This is a genomic window from Paludisphaera sp., from assembly GCF_037189885.1.
Classification (GTDB): Bacteria; Planctomycetota; Planctomycetia; order Isosphaerales; family Isosphaeraceae; genus Paludisphaera.
The window spans coordinates 1-15,845 of the sequence record NZ_JBBCIR010000021.1; the positions used below are offsets into that span (position 1 = coordinate 1).

General features: G+C 71.2%; 17 protein-coding genes. 10 read left to right on the forward strand and 7 right to left on the reverse strand.

Annotated features, from left to right (window positions below; translation table 11 throughout):
• Positions 1-418 precede the first annotated feature (418 nt).
• From WG209_RS08215 to cheB, 7 genes are all read left to right on the forward strand, one after another.
• On the forward strand, positions 419-715 hold the full coding sequence (locus WG209_RS08215) for an STAS domain-containing protein (RefSeq protein WP_337174547.1): 297 nt from the start codon (positions 419-421) through the stop codon (positions 713-715).
• A gap of 198 nt (positions 716-913) precedes the next feature.
• Positions 914-1,288, forward strand: coding sequence for a response regulator (locus WG209_RS08220; RefSeq protein ID WP_337174548.1), 375 nt, complete (start codon positions 914-916; stop codon positions 1,286-1,288).
• Positions 1,289-1,609: 321 nt separating this feature from the next.
• On the forward strand, positions 1,610-3,982 hold the full coding sequence (locus WG209_RS08225) for a chemotaxis protein CheA (protein ID WP_337174549.1): 2,373 nt from the start codon (positions 1,610-1,612) through the stop codon (positions 3,980-3,982).
• Positions 3,979-5,826, forward strand: a complete 1,848-nt coding sequence (locus WG209_RS08230; protein WP_337174550.1) for a methyl-accepting chemotaxis protein — start codon at positions 3,979-3,981, stop codon at positions 5,824-5,826. Before WG209_RS08225 ends, WG209_RS08230 begins: the two co-directional genes overlap by 4 nt.
• 43 nt (positions 5,827-5,869) lie before the next feature.
• Positions 5,870-6,370, forward strand: a complete 501-nt coding sequence (locus WG209_RS08235) for a chemotaxis protein CheW (protein ID WP_337174551.1) — start codon at positions 5,870-5,872, stop codon at positions 6,368-6,370.
• Position 6,371: 1 nt separating this feature from the next.
• Complete coding sequence (locus WG209_RS08240; RefSeq protein WP_337174552.1) at positions 6,372-7,238, forward strand: CheR family methyltransferase; 867 nt, start codon at positions 6,372-6,374, stop codon at positions 7,236-7,238.
• 6 nt (positions 7,239-7,244) lie between these two features.
• Positions 7,245-8,375, forward strand: a complete 1,131-nt coding sequence (cheB, locus tag WG209_RS08245; RefSeq protein ID WP_337174553.1) for a chemotaxis-specific protein-glutamate methyltransferase CheB — start codon at positions 7,245-7,247, stop codon at positions 8,373-8,375.
• Between the two features lie 55 nt (positions 8,376-8,430).
• Here the strand turns inward: cheB and WG209_RS08250 are convergent, their stop codons facing one another.
• On the reverse strand, positions 8,431-9,495 hold the full coding sequence (locus WG209_RS08250; protein WP_337174554.1) for a DUF1559 domain-containing protein: 1,065 nt from the start codon (positions 9,493-9,495) through the stop codon (positions 8,431-8,433).
• 295 nt (positions 9,496-9,790) lie between these two features.
• Here WG209_RS08250 and WG209_RS08255 point away from each other — a divergent pair, with 295 nt between their 5' ends.
• Positions 9,791-10,711, forward strand: a complete 921-nt coding sequence (locus WG209_RS08255) for a dihydroorotate dehydrogenase (RefSeq protein ID WP_337174555.1) — start codon at positions 9,791-9,793, stop codon at positions 10,709-10,711.
• A 25-nt stretch (positions 10,712-10,736) separates the two neighbouring features.
• The gene (locus WG209_RS08260) at positions 10,737-11,237 is read left to right on the forward strand and encodes a hypothetical protein (protein ID WP_337174556.1); all 501 of its coding nucleotides are present in this window, start codon (positions 10,737-10,739) and stop codon (positions 11,235-11,237) included.
• A 29-nt stretch (positions 11,238-11,266) separates the two neighbouring features.
• On the opposite strand, the gene WG209_RS08265 is transcribed toward WG209_RS08260, so the two are convergent.
• The 5 genes from WG209_RS08265 to WG209_RS08285 all read right to left on the reverse strand — a co-directional run bounded on the left by WG209_RS08265 (position 11,267) and on the right by WG209_RS08285 (position 13,598).
• The gene (locus WG209_RS08265) at positions 11,267-11,809 is read right to left on the reverse strand and encodes a hypothetical protein (RefSeq protein ID WP_337174557.1); all 543 of its coding nucleotides are present in this window, start codon (positions 11,807-11,809) and stop codon (positions 11,267-11,269) included.
• Positions 11,810-11,908: 99 nt separating this feature from the next.
• On the reverse strand, positions 11,909-12,625 hold the full coding sequence (locus tag WG209_RS08270; protein ID WP_337174558.1) for a 50S ribosomal protein L11 methyltransferase: 717 nt from the start codon (positions 12,623-12,625) through the stop codon (positions 11,909-11,911).
• A 13-nt stretch (positions 12,626-12,638) separates the two neighbouring features.
• On the reverse strand, positions 12,639-12,971 hold the full coding sequence (locus tag WG209_RS08275) for a twin-arginine translocase TatA/TatE family subunit (RefSeq protein ID WP_337174559.1): 333 nt from the start codon (positions 12,969-12,971) through the stop codon (positions 12,639-12,641).
• A 52-nt stretch (positions 12,972-13,023) separates the two neighbouring features.
• Complete coding sequence (locus WG209_RS08280; protein ID WP_337174560.1) at positions 13,024-13,236, reverse strand: twin-arginine translocase TatA/TatE family subunit; 213 nt, start codon at positions 13,234-13,236, stop codon at positions 13,024-13,026.
• 77 nt (positions 13,237-13,313) lie between these two features.
• The gene (locus WG209_RS08285; protein ID WP_337174561.1) at positions 13,314-13,598 is read right to left on the reverse strand and encodes a hypothetical protein; all 285 of its coding nucleotides are present in this window, start codon (positions 13,596-13,598) and stop codon (positions 13,314-13,316) included.
• 431 nt (positions 13,599-14,029) lie between these two features.
• On the opposite strand from WG209_RS08285, the gene WG209_RS08290 reads away from it, so the two are divergent.
• Positions 14,030-14,851 carry a PEP-CTERM sorting domain-containing protein gene (locus tag WG209_RS08290; RefSeq protein ID WP_337174562.1) on the forward strand — a complete coding sequence of 274 codons (822 nt, stop codon included), beginning with the start codon at positions 14,030-14,032 and terminating at the stop codon, positions 14,849-14,851.
• 148 nt (positions 14,852-14,999) lie between these two features.
• Here the strand turns inward: WG209_RS08290 and WG209_RS08295 are convergent, their stop codons facing one another.
• On the reverse strand, positions 15,000-15,680 hold the full coding sequence (locus WG209_RS08295; RefSeq protein WP_337174563.1) for a hypothetical protein: 681 nt from the start codon (positions 15,678-15,680) through the stop codon (positions 15,000-15,002).
• Positions 15,681-15,845 lie beyond the last annotated feature (165 nt).

The following is a 15,845-nucleotide window of genomic DNA, read 5'->3' on the forward strand; positions in this document are numbered from 1 at the left end:
GGGCGTCCCGCCCGCACGGTGCCGGCTCGCGCGTGCAGGCGGGACGCCCGCACCACAAAGGACACTCCGACGGCCCCCCATCGCGCCCCCCTCATCCGCCCCTCCGGGGCACCTTCTCCCACGAGGGGAGAAGGGGGGATATGCATGGCATGTCGCCGATTTCGACGGCGCGACAAGAGTTCCGGCGCGATGCCCCCCTCCCCACCCGGTGGAAGGGGGGCGTTTCTCCAAGGCGTCGGCCGGGACGCTTCCGCCGCGCCGATCTCGCGAAACTCGCCGGGCGCGCCGGCGCGACGTGTGCTATACTGCAAGGTGCCATTTCGCTCGTGCGCGTGCGTACTCCCTCGACCTGGGATCGTGACGTCGGTATAGTTGAAGCAACCGAAAGGGGCGCGGCCGAACGGTCGTGGTCTTCGGCATGGACCCTGGCGAGGTCAAGACGGTCGGGCTCGACGGTCCGGTGACGATCTACGAGGTCGCCGGGCTCCGGGAGGCGTTCCGCGAGGCGCTTTCCGAGGGGATCGACCTGCGAGTCGAGCTGGACGAGTCGACCCGGTGGGACCTGGCGGGGCTGCAATTGCTGGTCTCGTGCGTGCGGACGGCCCATGCCGAGGGGCGCGGGCTGACGCTGGCGAAGGTGCCCCGGGCGTGCGTCGAGGCGGCCGAGCGCGCGGGGCTGTCGGGATGGCTGGAGTCGGTGACGGCGACGGAATGACGCCGGCCTCGCCCCGTCCGGAGAGGCCGGCCGGAATCGATGGCGACCCCGCCCCGGGTCGTCGGCGGCGGGCGCCGCGTGCCGGGGCGCGTCGGCCCGAGCAGAGAGGCGGCGGACATGAACTGGGACTCCCCCCAGGCGCTCACCGCGGACCGACCCACGGGACTACGGGGCCCACGTCATCGGGCCGGAGCGGGCGTGAAGACCACCACCAAGATCGTCCTCCACGCCGACGACAGCGGCTCGGTGCGCCGATGGGTCGCCGAGCAGCTCGCCGGGATGGGCCTCAAGGTCGTCTCGGTCGCCGACGGCCAGGTGGCGCTGGAATACCTCCGGGACGGCCGCTGCGACCTCCTGCTGACCGACCTGGAGATGCCCAACCTCGACGGCCTGGGCCTGCTGGCGGCGGTCCGCGAGCTGCCCACCCACCGCTTCCTCCCCGTCCTGGTCCTCTCCAGCAAGCAGCCCGGCGAGTTCGACCCGTCGCGCCGCCAGGGCGTCACCGGCTGGCTGGTCAAGCCGGTCGACGGCGAGCACCTGCGTCGCTGGGTCAGGCGCGTCCTGCCCGAATAACCGACCGGGGCGGGACGGCCCGCCCCCTTTTCCCCGCGCCGGGGCCGTCGGCCGGCCCCTTCGTCGGGTACATTACCAGGGCGATCCGTCTCGGGCCCTCGGGATTCGTCCCCATGGGGAGGCGAACGGGGGGCCGCGCGCTTACAATTCTAATCTAGGGACGATCGCGGAAGCTGGAGCGGTCGGCGAAGCGGCGACGGCCGGCGAAGGAGCCGTCGGCCATCCGGACCCAGGACGCACCATGGACGCCCGCACGCGCGGCGTCCGCCAACCTCGGGAAGCGACCAGGCCTTGGGAAGCGCGGACGACCGATTTCGCGAGATGTTCTACGAGGAAGCCCGCGAGCTTCTGATCAGCCTCGAGGAAGGGCTGATGGAGCTGGAGCGCCGGCAAGGCGACCGCGCGCACCTCGACAAGACCTTCCGCGCCGCGCACAGCCTGAAGGGGGCCGCGGCGATGGTCGGCCTGGGGGCGATCGCCGAGTTCACCCACGGCATCGAGGCCGTCCTGGAGAAGATCCGGACCGGCGGGCTGGCCGTCGACTCGGACATCATCACGACCCTGCTGGAATCGCGCGACCACCTCGCCGCGATGGTCGAGGGGGAGGCCGCCGGCGCCCCCATCCCCGGCTCCGGCCACCTGAGCCAGAGGCTCGCCGCGCTGCTGGCCTCCACGGGGAAGGGCCCGAGGCCCCCCGACGACCCCCCGACGCCCCCCCCCGCGCCGAAGCCCGCCCCCGAGCCCGGCCCGATCCCCGCGCCGACCTCCGGCGGCCCCGCGCCGGCCGCCCCCCCGGCCCCCGGCGCCCCCGAGCCCGCGCTCACGCCCAAGACTAAGACTCCCGCCGAGCCTCCGCCCCCCGAACCGGAGCCCCCCGCGGCCGAGGCCAGGCCGGCGGCGAAGCCCAGGCGGGCGCGCAAGCCCAAGGCGGAAGGCCAGGGGGAGCCGAAGGCGAGCAAGTCCGGCGGGCGCAAGGCCATGCCCGCGAAGGAGCCCGCCGGGCCCCCCGCCGGCGAGACCCTGTATCGCATCCGGTTCGCCCCCGGTCCCGACGTCCTCAAGCGAGGGGTCAACCTGCTGGGGGTCTTCGACGAGCTGCGCGAGCTGGGGAAGCTGGAAGTGCGGGCCGACGTCGAGGCCGTCCCCACCCTCGCGGACTTCGACCCAGAGCGGAACTACCTGAGCTGGTCGTGCTCGCTGCGGACCTCCGCCGAGCCCGACCGGCTGGACGACGTCTTCCTGTTCGTCGCCGAGGACGGCGTGATCGCCGTCGAGCGGGAGCTCGCGGACGGGGCGTTCGAACCCGTCGAGACGCCGCTGCTGAAGCTCCCGAAGGGGACGCCGGTGGCCACGCCGCCGTCGGACGTCTCCCGGCCGGCGCCGGCCCCGGCGGAACCGACGCCCGCGCCGGAAGCCAACGGCGCCGCCGCCCCGAGGCCGGCCCAGCCCGCCGCCGCGGAGCCGACGGCCCGGCCCTCCCAGGCGCGGGCGCACGGCCGGATCCGCGTGGACGCCCAGCAGCTCGACGACCTCGTCGGCCTGGCCGGCGAGCTGGCCGTCATCTCCGACAACCTCCAGGGCCTCCGCGAGGTCCGGAGCGCGTCCCCCTGGGCCCCCGCGCTGGAATCCCTGCTGAGGGTCAGCCGCGAGATCCGCGACACCACGCTCGACCTGCGCATGGTGCCGGTCGACGAGCTGTTCTCGCGGTTCCCCCGGTTCGTCCGCGACCAGAGCGACCGCACCGGCAAGGAGATCGAGCTGCGGATCGTCGGCCAGGAGACCCGCCTCGACCGCACGATCGTCGAGCGGCTGAGCGACCCGATGATCCACCTGATCCGCAACGCCGTCGACCACGCGCTGGAGACGCCGGAGGAGCGGATCGCCGCGGGGAAGCCGCGGGTGGGCCGGATCACGCTGACGGCCGGCCACGAGGGGGACCGCGTCGCGATCAAGATCGAGGACGACGGCCGCGGCCTGGACCGCGACCGGATCGCCAGGAAGGGGGTCGAGCGCGGGCTGATCGCCCCCGGGACGCCGGCCGACGACCCCCGCGTGGTCGGCCTGATCTTCGAGCCGGGGTTCTCGACCCGCGACCAGGTCAGCGACATGTCGGGCCGGGGCGTGGGGCTGGACGTGGTGCGCGACTCCGTGCGGGCCCTCCGCGGGAGCGTGGCGGTGGAGAGCACGCCGGGGCAGGGGACCTCGTTCACGTTCCGCCTGCCGCTGACCCTGGCGCTGATCGACGGGCTGCTGATCGAGACCGGCGGCGGCCGATACGTCGTGCCGCTGGCCCAGGTCGAGGAATGCGTGGCGCTGGGGGGGGTGCGGCAGGCGCTCTCGTCGGACCGGCCGTGCGTGGCGGTGCGCGGGGAGTTGGTGCCGACGGTCTCCCTGCGGCGGCTCTTCGGGATCGACGGCGATCCGCCGGCGCGGCAGGAGCTGCTGCTGACGCGGCACTCCGGCCGCCGCGTGGGCGTGGCGGTCGACCGGCTCAACGGGCGGGTCCAGGCGGTGATCCAGTCGCTGGGCGAGGGGCTGCACGGCCTGGGCCGGTTCTCCGGCGCGACGATTTTGGGCGACGGGTCGGTCTCGCTGATCCTGGACCTCGCGGCGCTGGTGTCGGAATCGAGCGCCGCCGAGTACACTTCGCGTAACAAGCCTTCCGCCGGCGTGAGGGTGGAGAACGTCCGATGAGATTGACCCTGCGGAAGAAAGTCACGCTGGCGCTGGTGGCCTTCGGCCTGATCCCCGCGGGGCTGGTCGCGGCGACCGCCTACGTGGCCGACCACCAGTTCAAGAAGAAGCAAGACCTCATCATCCGCACCGCCGCCGGGGCGATCGCCGACAAGATCCACACCATCGCGCTGACCCACCAGAAGACCAGGCCGCAGGCCGACGCCGACGAGCCCGGCCTGGCGCTGCCGGAATGGAACCTCGACGACCAGTCGCGGCGGGCCATCGAGACCGCCATCAGCGACGTCATCACCCGGTTCGAGCTGGTCAACGCGCAGGTGATGATCGTCGACCCCCAGGACAAGGTGCTGCTGAGGACGCGCGGCCCGGCCGGGTCGTTCGACTCGAAGGACGAGACGCTGGAGGGGCGATACCACGGCGTGGCCATGGCGTCGCAGAACGCCGAGGGGTTCGCCCCCCTCCCGGCCGTGGCGGGCTCGGACCTCGGCCCGGAGATCGTCGGCTACGCCTGGATCCGCCTGGCCACGCCGCCGAGGGCCGACCTGAAGCACGGCTACGCGGTGCTGATCGCGATCCCCCAGGTCAACGCCTACGAGACCATCTACGACGCCCAGCGCAACATCATCACGGTGCTGGCGGCGATCGTCGTCCTGTCGATCCTCCTGGGCTGGCTGTTCGGCCGCTCGTTCATCCGGCCGCTGCTGCGCATCATCAACGTCACCGAGGACCTGCACGAGGGGCACCTCCACACCCGGACCGGCATCTCCCGGTCCGACGAGATGGGGGAGCTGGCCGGGCTGACCGACTCGGTGGTGGCGAAGCTGTCGGACGTCGTCGGCCAGATCCGCAACATGACCGGGTCGGTCTCCACGGCGAGCAACGAGCTGAACTCCTCGGCCCAGCAGCTGGCGCAGGGGGCGCACGAGCAGGCGGCGACGCTCCAGGAGATCGGCAGCAGCCTCCAGTCGGTCGACGGCTCGGTCGCCCGCAACGCCCAGCACGCCCGCGACACCGCCCGCACGGCCAACGAGGCCAGCGCCCAGGCGGGCCGCGGCGGCGAGGCCGTCCACCAGACCGTCGCGGCGATGCGCGAGATCACGCAGAAGATCCTCATCGTCGAGGACATCGCGTATCAGACCAACCTGCTGTCGCTCAACGCGGCCATCGAGGCCGCCCGCGCCGGCCCGCACGGCCGGGGCTTCGCGGTGGTAGCCGGCGAGGTCAAGAAGCTGGCCGAGCGCAGCCAGGCCGCGGCGCAGCAGATCAGCGACCTGGCCAAGAAGAGCGTCGCCGTGGCCGAGAACGCCGGCCAGCTCCTGGAGCGCACCGTCCCCATGATCCGCGACACCTCCGAGCTGATCTCGGAGATCGCCGCGGCCAGCCAGGAGCAGATGAACGCCATCCGCGAGATCAACATCGGGGTCAAGCAGCTCGAGGACGTGGTCTCGCAGAACGCGGCGGCCAGCCACGAGCTGGCGGCGACCTCCAACGACCTGGCGCTCCAGTCGTCGAACCTCCAGCGGGTCGTCGAGTTCTTCCGGCTCGACGACGACGCGCTCGCCGGGGCCGGGGCGCAGGCCGGGCGCGGGCCGGCCCGCCCGGCGCCGAAGACGGCGTACCGGCCGACCCACCACCATCCCGCGTCCCACGTCGGCGACGACCACCACCACCGGCCGGCCAACGGCCCCGGCCCCCGCGGCGGGGGGGGCGGCGGCCCCCTCCCGGCCCCCCCCGCGTCGACCGCCGGCCACGCGCCTCCCCACGGCGGCGGGCCGCCCCCCGCGCCCCGCGGCGGGGTGGTGGTGAACCTCGACGACGACGACAACTTCGAGCGCTTCTCGTGAGCGGGCGACCGACCCGACCGAGCGCCCCGGGAGGCCCCCGTCGATGCCCGAGATGACCCCCGAAAACGACCGCGAACGCGACGGCGCCCGGTCCTACGTCGTCTTCCGACTGGGGGGCGAGGCCTACGCGCTGGAGGTCTTGCGCGTCCAGGAGGTGCTCGACGTGCTGGCCATCACCGAGGTCCCCGGCGCGTCGCGGAGCCTGCTGGGGGTGATCAACCTTCGCGGGCACGTCGTCCCGGTGTATGATCTGAGGATCCCGTTCGGGCTCCCGGAGGACCCCAAGCCGGCGCGGGCGCCGAGCGTCCTGATCGTGGAGGCGGAGGAGGGGAACGATTCCGAGGTGACCGGCCTGCTCGTCGATCGGGTCTCCGACGTCCTGGAGTTCTCGCCCGAGCAGGTCCAGCCGGCGCCCCAGCTCGGGCTGGGGAAGACCACCCCGTTCGTCCGGGGGCTGATCCGTCACCAGGACGCGTTCCTGCTCGTACTCGACGTGGACCGCGTGTTCTCGGTCCTGGCTTCGATCAACGGCGAGGGAGTCTAACGTGGCGTCGTCGGGCCTGCTGCCACCCTCGCCCCCGGGCGAACCCGACGCGTGGTCCGAGAAGGACTTCGGCTGCGTCGTCGGCTTCCTGAGGCACCAGATCGGGATCACCCTGGAGCCCCACCGCATGGGCCTGCTCCAGGCCCGGCTGCGCTCGCGCCTCCAGGCCCGGGGGCTGGCCAGCTTCACCCAGTTCTTCGAGCAGGCCCTCCGCCCCGACCCGGCCGGCTGGGGCGCCCAGCTCCTCGTCGACCTGTCGACCGTCAACCACACGTCGTTCTTCCGCGAGCCGGCCCACTTCACCTTCATGGTGGAGCGCGTCTCCGCCTGGCTGCGCGAGCAGCCGACCTCCCCGATCCGGCTCTGGTCGGCCGGCTGCTCCTCCGGCCAGGAGCCCTACAGCATGGCCATGAGCCTGGCCGAGGCCCTGCCGCCCCACGCCCTCTCCCGGATGGACGTCTGGGGGAGCGACCTCTCGCTGGAGATGCTCAAGGTCGCCGCCGGCGCCATCTACAACGCCCGCGACGTCCAGGGGGTCTCCCAGGCGCGGCTGCGGCGGTTCTTCCTCCTGGGCCGCGGCCCCCGCGAGGGCTCGTTCCGCATCGTCCCGGAGATCCGGGACCTGGTGAAGTTCCGCCACATCGACCTTCGCGCCGCGCCCTGGCCCGTCCCGACCGATTTCCACATGGTCTTCTGCCGCAACGTCTCCATCTACTTCTCGGACGAGGAGCGCCAGGTGCTGCTCAACCGGCTGGCCCAGCACATCCGCCCGGGCGGCTGGCTGGTGATGGGCAACGGGGAGATCCTCCCGTCCGTCCCGCCGATGTTCCGCAAGCACTCCCCCTCGATCTTCCAGAAGGAGGACTGACCGGCCATGGCCCTTCGCGACCGCCCCGCCCCGCCGGCCCCTCCCGCCCACCACTCGGCGATCGAGGTGATGGTCGTGGACGACAGCGCCGTGATCCGCCAGCGGCTCAAGTCGATCATCGAGTCCGACCACCGCTTCCGCGTCACCCTCGCGGCCGACCCCTACGAGGCGGTCGCGCTGCTGAGCCGCTCGGTCCCCGGCGTGATCGTCCTGGACGTCGAGATGCCCCGGATGGACGGCCTGACGTTCCTCCGCAAGCTCATGAAGCAGCACCCGATGCCCGTGGTGCTCTGCACCTCCATCCCCGACCGCGCCGTCACGGCGCTGGAGATGGGGGCGATCGAGGTCATCGCCAAGCCCAACTGGCTCGACGCCTCCCGGTTGCCGGAATGGTCGGCCGGCCTGCTGGAGAGCATCCGTAACGCGGCCCGCGCCGGGAAGCTCCCCCTGCGCGAGGACCGTCCCCGCGCCGGCGACCCCCGCCACTCGGCCGACGTGGTGCTGCCGCACGCGCCCCACGCGCCCCGCGGCGTGACGGGCGATCCCCTCGTCGTCGTGGGGGTCAGCACCGGAGGCGTCCAGGCGATCCAGGCGATGCTCGCCGGGTTCCCGGCCGACTCCCCCGGCATGGTGGTCGTCCAGCACATGCCGGCCGAGTTCACCGCGGCGTTCGCCGAGCGGCTGAACAACGACTCGCGGATCAAGGTGGAGGTCTCCGAGGCCCGCCACCACGAGCCGGTGCGCCGCGGCAGGGTGCTGGTGATCCCGGGGGGGACCTCGCACGGGCTCGTGCGGAGGCACGGCGCGGGCTACCGCGTGGAGCTTCAAGAAGGGCCGCCGGTCTGCCTCCACCGCCCCAGCGTGGAGGTCCTGTTCCGCTCGGCCGCCCAGGCGGCCGGCCCCGCCGCCGCGGGGGTCATCATGACCGGGATGGGGGACGACGGCGCCGGCGGCCTGCTGGAGATGCGCGAGGCCGGGGCCCTGACCATCGCCCAGAACGAGGCCTCCTGCGTCGTCTTCGGCATGCCCCGCGAGGCGATCCGACGGGGGGCGGCGAAGTACGTCGTCCCCCTGGAATCCATCCCCCAGACCATCATGGCCTGGGTCGCCAACCCGGACGCCGGCACCTGGCACTGAGGCCGGGCGCCGACGCCCGACGCGGTCGTCGCGTCACGATGCGAGGCCGGATGGATCAGAAGGCGTCGGCGCTGATGACCTCGCCGCCGGCGACGGTGTGCAGGCCCATCCAGGTCGGCATGTTGACGCTGTTCTTCACGAACCGCGCCGAGCCGTCGCCCATCAGGGCGTTGACCCCGCCGGCGTGGCGGCTGCGGGAGCCGGCGAACGAGCCCCGGTCGGAGCCCAGCGGCTGGCAGGGGAGGCCCTGGGCGGGCTCGGGCACGCAGAAGCCGGCCTGGAGGATGTCCCCGGTGAAGCCGGCGCGGTAGTAGTCGACCGGGCTGTTCGGCGCCATGCGCGACTCATACGCCGCGCCCCCCGGGATGGTCGACCACATCATCCCCCGGACGTCGTTCTCCGCGCCCTGCAGGACCTCGGCCACGAAGACCGTGTTGCTCGTCCCGTCGGTCACGCCCGCGACGCCGATGGTGGCGAAGCCGAACGCCCCCGCCTGGTACAGCGGGGCGACCCCCGTGATCGGGTCGATCGGCGTCCCGACGTAGTTGGCCGACTGCTGGCCCCACGACAGGTTGCCCCAGTTCACGCCGTAATTCCCCTTCGTGAACCGGAAATGGCTCAGGGCGCCCCCCACGTAGTCCCGCGTGATCGAGAACACGTTCACGCGGTCGCTGGGGCACTGGAACGTGCTCATCTTGGTGCCGGCCACCGTGCTGTTGATCGCGAACCCCATCGGCAGGGGGGCGACCGGGCCCTCGGCGCCGATCTGGTAGTTGTACGAGTTGGCCAGCGTCCCCTGCTCGATGTACGGCAGCATCAGGCAGAACCAGGGGGTGTTCTGGCAATTGCTGAAGATGTTCGACCCGCAGGCCGAGGCGCCGGGGACCAGGGTGATCCCCTGCCCGCGGATCGCGCCGGTCGGGAAGCTGTTCTCGGTCGAATGGTAATTGTGCATCGCCAACCCGAGTTGCTTCAGGTTGTTCGTGCACTGGGCCCGTCGCGCCGCCTCGCGCGCCGCCTGGACCGCCGGCAGGAGGAGGGCGATGAGCACCGCGATGATCGCGATGACCACCAGCAGCTCGATCAACGTGAACGCGCGCGCCTTCGAAGTCCTGAGCATGGGACGGAGGCTCCTGAATGCGTTGCCGAGAGAGGCCGTTCGATGCGATGGATGACGGGCGAAAGGCCCCTCGGCTTCGAGGGGCTCGTTGACGAATGTAGCAATCCATAGGTCATTCGGCGAGCGAAAAGTTCGACCACCCCGCACTTTTCATGTCGGCGTGCATGTTTAGGGCCTCCGGGCCACATGCCATGGCGTGGAAGGCACGAAATGGCGATGATGGAGATGCCCCGCGACGGTCGCCGTCGGCGCCACCGGTCGCGTCGGCAAGGTTCGTCGAGAGGAGTTGCCCGCGGTGGTCGATCTGAGCGTGAACCTGGGACGCCTGACGTTGCGGAACCCGGTCCTGACGGCGTCCGGGACGTTCGGATACGTCCGCGAGATGGCGGGCTTCGTGCGGCTGGAACGCCTGGGGGGCGTGGTCCCCAAGACGGTGACCCAGCGCCCGCGCGCGGGCAACCCGACGCCCCGGACGGCGGAGACCCGCGCGGGGATGCTCAACGCGATCGGGCTGGACAACGACGGCATCGACCACTTCCGCGAGCATCATCTGCCCTACCTGCGGACGATCGGCACGGCGGTGATCGCCAACATCGCCGGCGAGGACGAGGACCAGTTCGTCGCCATGGCCGAGGAGATCGGCGGCGAGCCCGGGGTGGCGGCGGTCGAGCTGAACGTCTCCTGCCCGAACGTCAGCCACGGGCTCGACCTGGGCGTCGACGCCGCGGCGGTGGGGCGGCTGGTCGGCCGGGTCCGCGCCGCCTGCCCGCTGCCGATCCTCGCCAAGCTGACGCCCAACGTCACCGACATCGTCCCCATCGCCGCCGCCGCGGCCGAGGCCGGGGCCGACGCCGTCACGCTCATCAACACCGTGCGCGGCATGGCGATCGACTGGCGCCGCCGCCGGCCGATCCTGGCCAACGACGTCGGCGGCCTCAGCGGCCCGGCCATCAAGCCCATCGCCCTGCGGATCGTCTGGGACGTCGCCCGCGCGCTGCCCGGCCTGCCGATCGTGGCCGTGGGGGGCATCGCCGACGCCGACGACGCCATGGAATTCCTGGTCGCCGGCGCCTCGGCCGTCCAGGTCGGCACCGCCACCTTCTACAACCCCCGCGCCGCCGAGGACGTGCTCGACGGCATGATCCGTCATCTCCACGACGCGGGCATCCCAACCGTCGGCGAGATCATCGGGACCGCGCGTTCCAATCGCGGGTGAGCCGGGGTCGCCGGGAGTCGCTCCCATGATCGACCGCGATCGCGTCGACGGGGCTCCGGAGGAATTGCTGGGGACGTCGAGGCGTCCCCCCTGGTTCATCCTGCTCCCGCCGGCCCTGGTCGCTTGCCTCTGGGCCGTGCTCCCTCTTTTAAGCGAGGCGCGAGGGAGCGGGTCCGCGGAAGTCACGCTGCGATTCCGGGTCCTCGACGCCGACACGTCGGCGCCCGTGGCCTCCGCGACCGTCCGCGCGCGGCGCGATCACGGCGATGAGCCCGGAGACCGGGCCGAGACCTCGCCGGCCGGCGTCGCCGTGATCCGGCGCCGCTTCGAGTCCGACTTCAACAGCGGCAGCCTCGTCTCCCGGGCGCGCAAGATCGTCTCCTTCGATCGGGAGTTGGTCGACGTCTCGGCCCCCGGCCGCGCGACGGCGCGGGAACGGCTTTCGGCGTTGGTCGGGCGCTCCTGGGATCTCCGGGATGCGCCGTTCGACCGGGTCGCGATCGTGCGGCTGGCGCGGGCCCCCTGATCGACGGCCCGGTCGGTCGGGGAGGACGCTCAGGCCCGCCGCGCGAGCGCCCGGAACGGCGCGACGGCGACCCGGACGGTCCCCGCGGCCAGCAGGAGCCCCAGCGCCCCGTGGATCGCCACGTAGATGGGGCTCATGAACGCGATCCGGCCGAGCATCAGGCCGAGGGCCCATTGTAGGCCGACCGCCCCGACCGCTCCCAGGATCGCGACCCTCGTCGCGGGGATCGGCCGGAAGACCCAGGCCACGACGCGGCAGGTCCAGATCAGGCACCATGCCAGGGCGATCGACCCCAGCACCGCGGCCGTCGCGCCGATCACCCCGCCGACGAGCGACTTCTGAATGAGCCACCCGATCGCCGCGCCGCAGATCGCGGCCAGCACCAGGAGCCCGTTGACGCCGACGTCCACGGAGTCGGAGCCGGCCGGCGCCGAGGAGTGGACCCGCGTCATGCGTTGGCGGTCGGATTCGGCGTTCCAGCGCCCGACCATCTCGACGGCCGATCGCGGCGGCCCGGTCGCGACCCCCGACCAGCCGCTCTGGTAGCCTCGGTTGTAGTCGTCCATGCTCATCGCGCGATCCCTCGTCGGCGGCGGTGATGGTCCACTCGGGCGCGCCGTCGCGCCATTTCGGAACATCGTCGGGTTCACCCGACGCCTTGAGGGGATCTCTCAGCGGTCGCGCCATCGGGCCCGGAAGATCGTCCCAGGCCGACGCTGGCCGGACTCGTCGACGGTCGCGGTCGGCTCGGCGTCGCAGGCGAGCCCACGAGCCGCGAGTTCGGCGGGGAGATACTCGGCCGAGGCGCGATAGGGGGTGGACAGGATCGCCTCGCCGCCGGGGGAGAGCAGGCGGGCCAGCACCTCGGCGACCAGCGGGACGAGCTGCCTCTCATAGAGGACGTCGGACGCGATGATCCGGGGGAACGTCAGCGCGGGGGGCTCGCGCCAGTCGAGCGAAAGGTAGGTGGCGCGATCCTCCGGCAGCCCGTTCTCGGCGACGCTGCGCCTCACGAGGGAGAAGGCCGCGGGGTCGTAGTCGCTGAACCGGACGCGGAAGCCCAGCGCCAGCGCGGCGAGGCCCCCCAGGCCCAGGCCGCAGCCCAGCTCCAGGACCTCGTCGTCGCGCGAGCCGGCCTCGCCCCAGCGCGTGGAGATGGCCTCGGCGAGCATGAGCGAGCCGGGCCAGAGGTAGGCCCAGTAGGGCATGTAGTCGTCGTCCCGGTTGCGGGCGTGGACGGCCGGGTCGTCCAGCAGGCGGTCGGGCTCGACGGGGCGGACCACGCGGAGGGGGCGGCCGGCGATCTCGAAGGTCGAAACCGCCGTCGGGCCGCGATAGTCGGGCGGGCCCGCGACGGGGCCCGGGGACGGCGTGAGGAGCGACGGCATCGGCTTGGGTCGATCAGGCCGGGGCCGAGGGGGTGGATTCCGCCGTCGCGGTGGTCGAGGCCGCCCCCGGCACCTCGAACTTCGGGACCGCCTCGTCGGCGGCCGGGGTCGCGGGGCGCGAGCCCTCGTAGCTCATTGTCGGCTTCGGGGCCTGATAGGGCGAGGTGTAGCTGGAGATCGACGAGGAAGCGTCGTCGAGGCCGCTGGTGACCTCGTTCAGCCCCTTCTTGAACTCGACGATCCCCTTGCCCAGGGACCGGCCCACCTCGGGGAGTCGCTTGCCGAACAGCAAGACGGCCAGCCCCATCACGATCATCATCTCCATCGGCCCGAGATTCGGCAGCATGCGGCTGGCTCCTCGATTCGATTCGACTCGCGAGCGGTCGCGGTCCGGTCGGTCAGGCGGTGGGGGGGGTGATCTTCTTGTCGGCCGCGTTGACGGCCTCGTCCAGCTCGTCCTCGATGCCGGCGACCCCCTTCTTGAACTCGGTGACGCTCTTGCCGAGCGAGCGCATCACGCTGGGGAGGCGGTTGCCGAACATCAGCAGCGAGACGAACGCCACGACGAGCAGCTCGGTGGTCCCGAGGTTGGGCAGGAAGGCGAAAGGCATGGCGGGATCCTCGGTCGTTCGGGTCGGGTCTGTCGGGTCGATTCGGAGTGGGGTGGCTCGGCTCGGCTCAAGTCAGGTCAGGGCGTCGAGCCGGAGGCGATCATGGTGCGGGTGACGATCCACGCCACGACGGCCGCGGAGGCGATCAGCGTCAGCCCCCAGAACAGGCGACCCCCGCGCGTCATCGACGCGCCGAAGACGCGCCGGGCCGGCTTCGCGGGCTGGGCGCGCCGGGGGTGCCGCCGCACGGGGCTGATCCAGGGCATGACCGTGCGGGCGCGATCGCTCTTGAGGACGCCGGAACGCCCGTAGAGCGCCACGACGACCATCGCGATCAACATCAGTTCTCGGAAGCCGATCATCGCGCCTCACCCGTCGCTGGGGGGGATAGGCTTGGGCCTCCCCGGGGGAGGGGGGCGGTGGCGCGGCCCGAGCGAGGCGGGGGGCCGGGGGATGTTCGCACACGGGACGCCGTCGCGTTGATGGGGGCCGACAGTTCGGCGCCGACCATGGGCCATTGCGTCTCGACAGGGACGACGCGGGGCGGGCTCAAGTCTGCACCTCAATCCTACCGCCCCCCATCCCCCTGTCAATCCCCGGCCGGCCTCGCCGGCGGGCCGCCGCGCGTTCACGCGGGTCAACGCGGGGTGATAAACCCCAACCAATCATTCAACCCCAACGGCGAGGGAGCTATCGTCACCCCTGTTCGTGGGGCAGGCGTCGGGCCGCCTCCACGACTCGACGACCGAAGGACGATCGGGAAGCCTGGAACTCGCGAGAGGGACGAACCAGTATGATGCGACGCACGATGATGGGCCTGGCCATGGCCGCGGCGTTCGGGATCGGCGGCGGCGCGGCCTCGGCCGGCACCGTCTACGGGATCGACAACAGCGGCCGGATCCTCCAGGTGGACACGACGGCCCCGCACGCCGAGAACGTGCTGTACACCCCAAACCCGGCCGCGACCACCGGCAACGGCGTGGCCCTCGACCTGGCCGGCGGCCGGCTGCTATTCCGCCAGCCCTCGACGGGCGGCGACCTCTACTCCCTGGACCTCTCCACCAACGCCGTCACGACGATCAAGAACAGCGGCGGCGTGAACGACCTGATCCTGGCCGGCGAATCCTCCAACGCCACCTTCCACAACGGGGCCTACTGGTACATCCGCGAGGGGACGGACGACCTCTACCGGGTGACGCTCACGGGCAACACCGGGGTCGCCGCCAAGATCGCCGACATCACCGGCAACACCGTGAATCTCGGCTTCGGGGACATCGCCTTCGACGCCCAGGGCGTCATGTACGGCTCGACGAACGCGGGCTTCTTCTCGCTGGATCTCTCCAGCTCGACCACCTGGAACCGGATCACGACCACGTCGACGCTCTACCAGATCGCCTTCGTGGGCTCCACGCTGCTGGGCCACAGCGCCAGCACCGGCCAGTGGTACACCATCGACAAGACCACCGGCATCGCCACCGCGACCGCGGGCTTCGCCACGACCCCCCTCCGCGACATCGCCGGCGCCGTCCCCGAGCCCACCTCGATCGCCATGATGGGCATCGGCGTCGCCTCGGCCCTGGCCTTCGCCCGCCGCCGGATGAAGGCCCGCGCCTGATCGCCGGCCCGCCCGATCGATCGTCCTCCCGACCCGCCCCGGGCATCCCCCGGGGCCGCGTCATTTCGAAGCCGGGCGGTTAGACGATGACCCTGAGCGCTAGGAGCCACGTTCACATGCTGAATCACAACGCCATCGTAATCGAGGGTTATGTCGGAGGGTGTCGCAAGTTGGTCGTGGAGTCCGAGCTGAGGCCGAACTCCTCGGCTAGTGACTCATAAGCCTTGCGGTGGGCATCGACATACAACTGTGTCTGCGCGGTATCGTAGTTAGTCTCCTTGGCCTGCTTGGTGGCGAAGGCCGGCATGCTTGACGCGAGCTCGTCGTATACCTCCTGCTGGGTCTTGCCCAGCCTTTTGGCAGCCATAATCGCAACCCTCCCGTTGAACCGTACCCCGTGGAACACCGCGGCCAGAAACGCCTTCCGCTCTCTCGGCGTGCTGTTCATCCCCTTGCGGCGCCACTCGACAAGTCGTCGCTTATGTCCTTCTTTCAAATTATCCAGACTACGGACAATTAGATACATTGCCCCGACTGCCACTGGCCACTGCCTGGGATCGCTCGTCAAAGTCGAAACGGAATACCAGATCGAGAGTAAAGCGAACGTCAATTCCAGCAATGCATACCGGAGCCGATCGGCCTCTCGAACGCAAAACAACACAACGGCAACCATGAAAATCAAAACAGACATCAATAATCGCCCAGGCCACCCAGAAAGCATGCCCAGGACATGCACATACGCGTACGACGAGTACTGAAACACTGTCAGCAAGCCAATCAAACTCAAGATCCAAAACAAGGCGTCACGTAGCCGGAATCCCTTAAACACTGGCTCTCCCCTATGGCTGCCTGGGACGCGTTCCCGCCCTAAGATGCCCTCTCAAACTTGGTCGCCGGTGGCTTGAATCAGCCGCTCAGAGTCAACTTTGAGAGGGCCTCTAAGACTATGCAGCAAGACTTGCGCATGCATGACGAGTTATCGTTGAAGTAGCCG

Bases quoted from the DNA above. Each gene is read 5' to 3' on its own strand.
- WG209_RS08290 (WP_337174562.1), top strand. From the start codon at position 14,030: ATGATGCGACGCACGATGATGGGCCTGGCCATGGCCGCGGCGTTCGGG.
- WG209_RS08230 (WP_337174550.1), top strand. From the start codon at position 3,979: ATGAGATTGACCCTGCGGAAGAAAGTCACGCTGGCGCTGGTGGCCTTC.
- cheB (WP_337174553.1), top strand. From the start codon at position 7,245: ATGGCCCTTCGCGACCGCCCCGCCCCGCCGGCCCCTCCCGCCCACCAC.
- WG209_RS08260 (WP_337174556.1), top strand. From the start codon at position 10,737: ATGATCGACCGCGATCGCGTCGACGGGGCTCCGGAGGAATTGCTGGGG.
- WG209_RS08285 (WP_337174561.1), bottom strand. From the start codon at position 13,598: ATGATCGGCTTCCGAGAACTGATGTTGATCGCGATGGTCGTCGTGGCG.
- WG209_RS08225 (WP_337174549.1), top strand. From the start codon at position 1,610: ATGTTCTACGAGGAAGCCCGCGAGCTTCTGATCAGCCTCGAGGAAGGG.
- WG209_RS08235 (WP_337174551.1), top strand. From the start codon at position 5,870: ATGCCCGAGATGACCCCCGAAAACGACCGCGAACGCGACGGCGCCCGG.
- WG209_RS08250 (WP_337174554.1), bottom strand. From the start codon at position 9,495: ATGCTCAGGACTTCGAAGGCGCGCGCGTTCACGTTGATCGAGCTGCTG.
- WG209_RS08265 (WP_337174557.1), bottom strand. From the start codon at position 11,809: ATGAGCATGGACGACTACAACCGAGGCTACCAGAGCGGCTGGTCGGGG.
- WG209_RS08270 (WP_337174558.1), bottom strand. From the start codon at position 12,625: ATGCCGTCGCTCCTCACGCCGTCCCCGGGCCCCGTCGCGGGCCCGCCC.
- WG209_RS08215 (WP_337174547.1), top strand. From the start codon at position 419: ATGGACCCTGGCGAGGTCAAGACGGTCGGGCTCGACGGTCCGGTGACG.
- WG209_RS08280 (WP_337174560.1), bottom strand. From the start codon at position 13,236: ATGCCTTTCGCCTTCCTGCCCAACCTCGGGACCACCGAGCTGCTCGTC.
- WG209_RS08275 (WP_337174559.1), bottom strand. From the start codon at position 12,971: ATGCTGCCGAATCTCGGGCCGATGGAGATGATGATCGTGATGGGGCTG.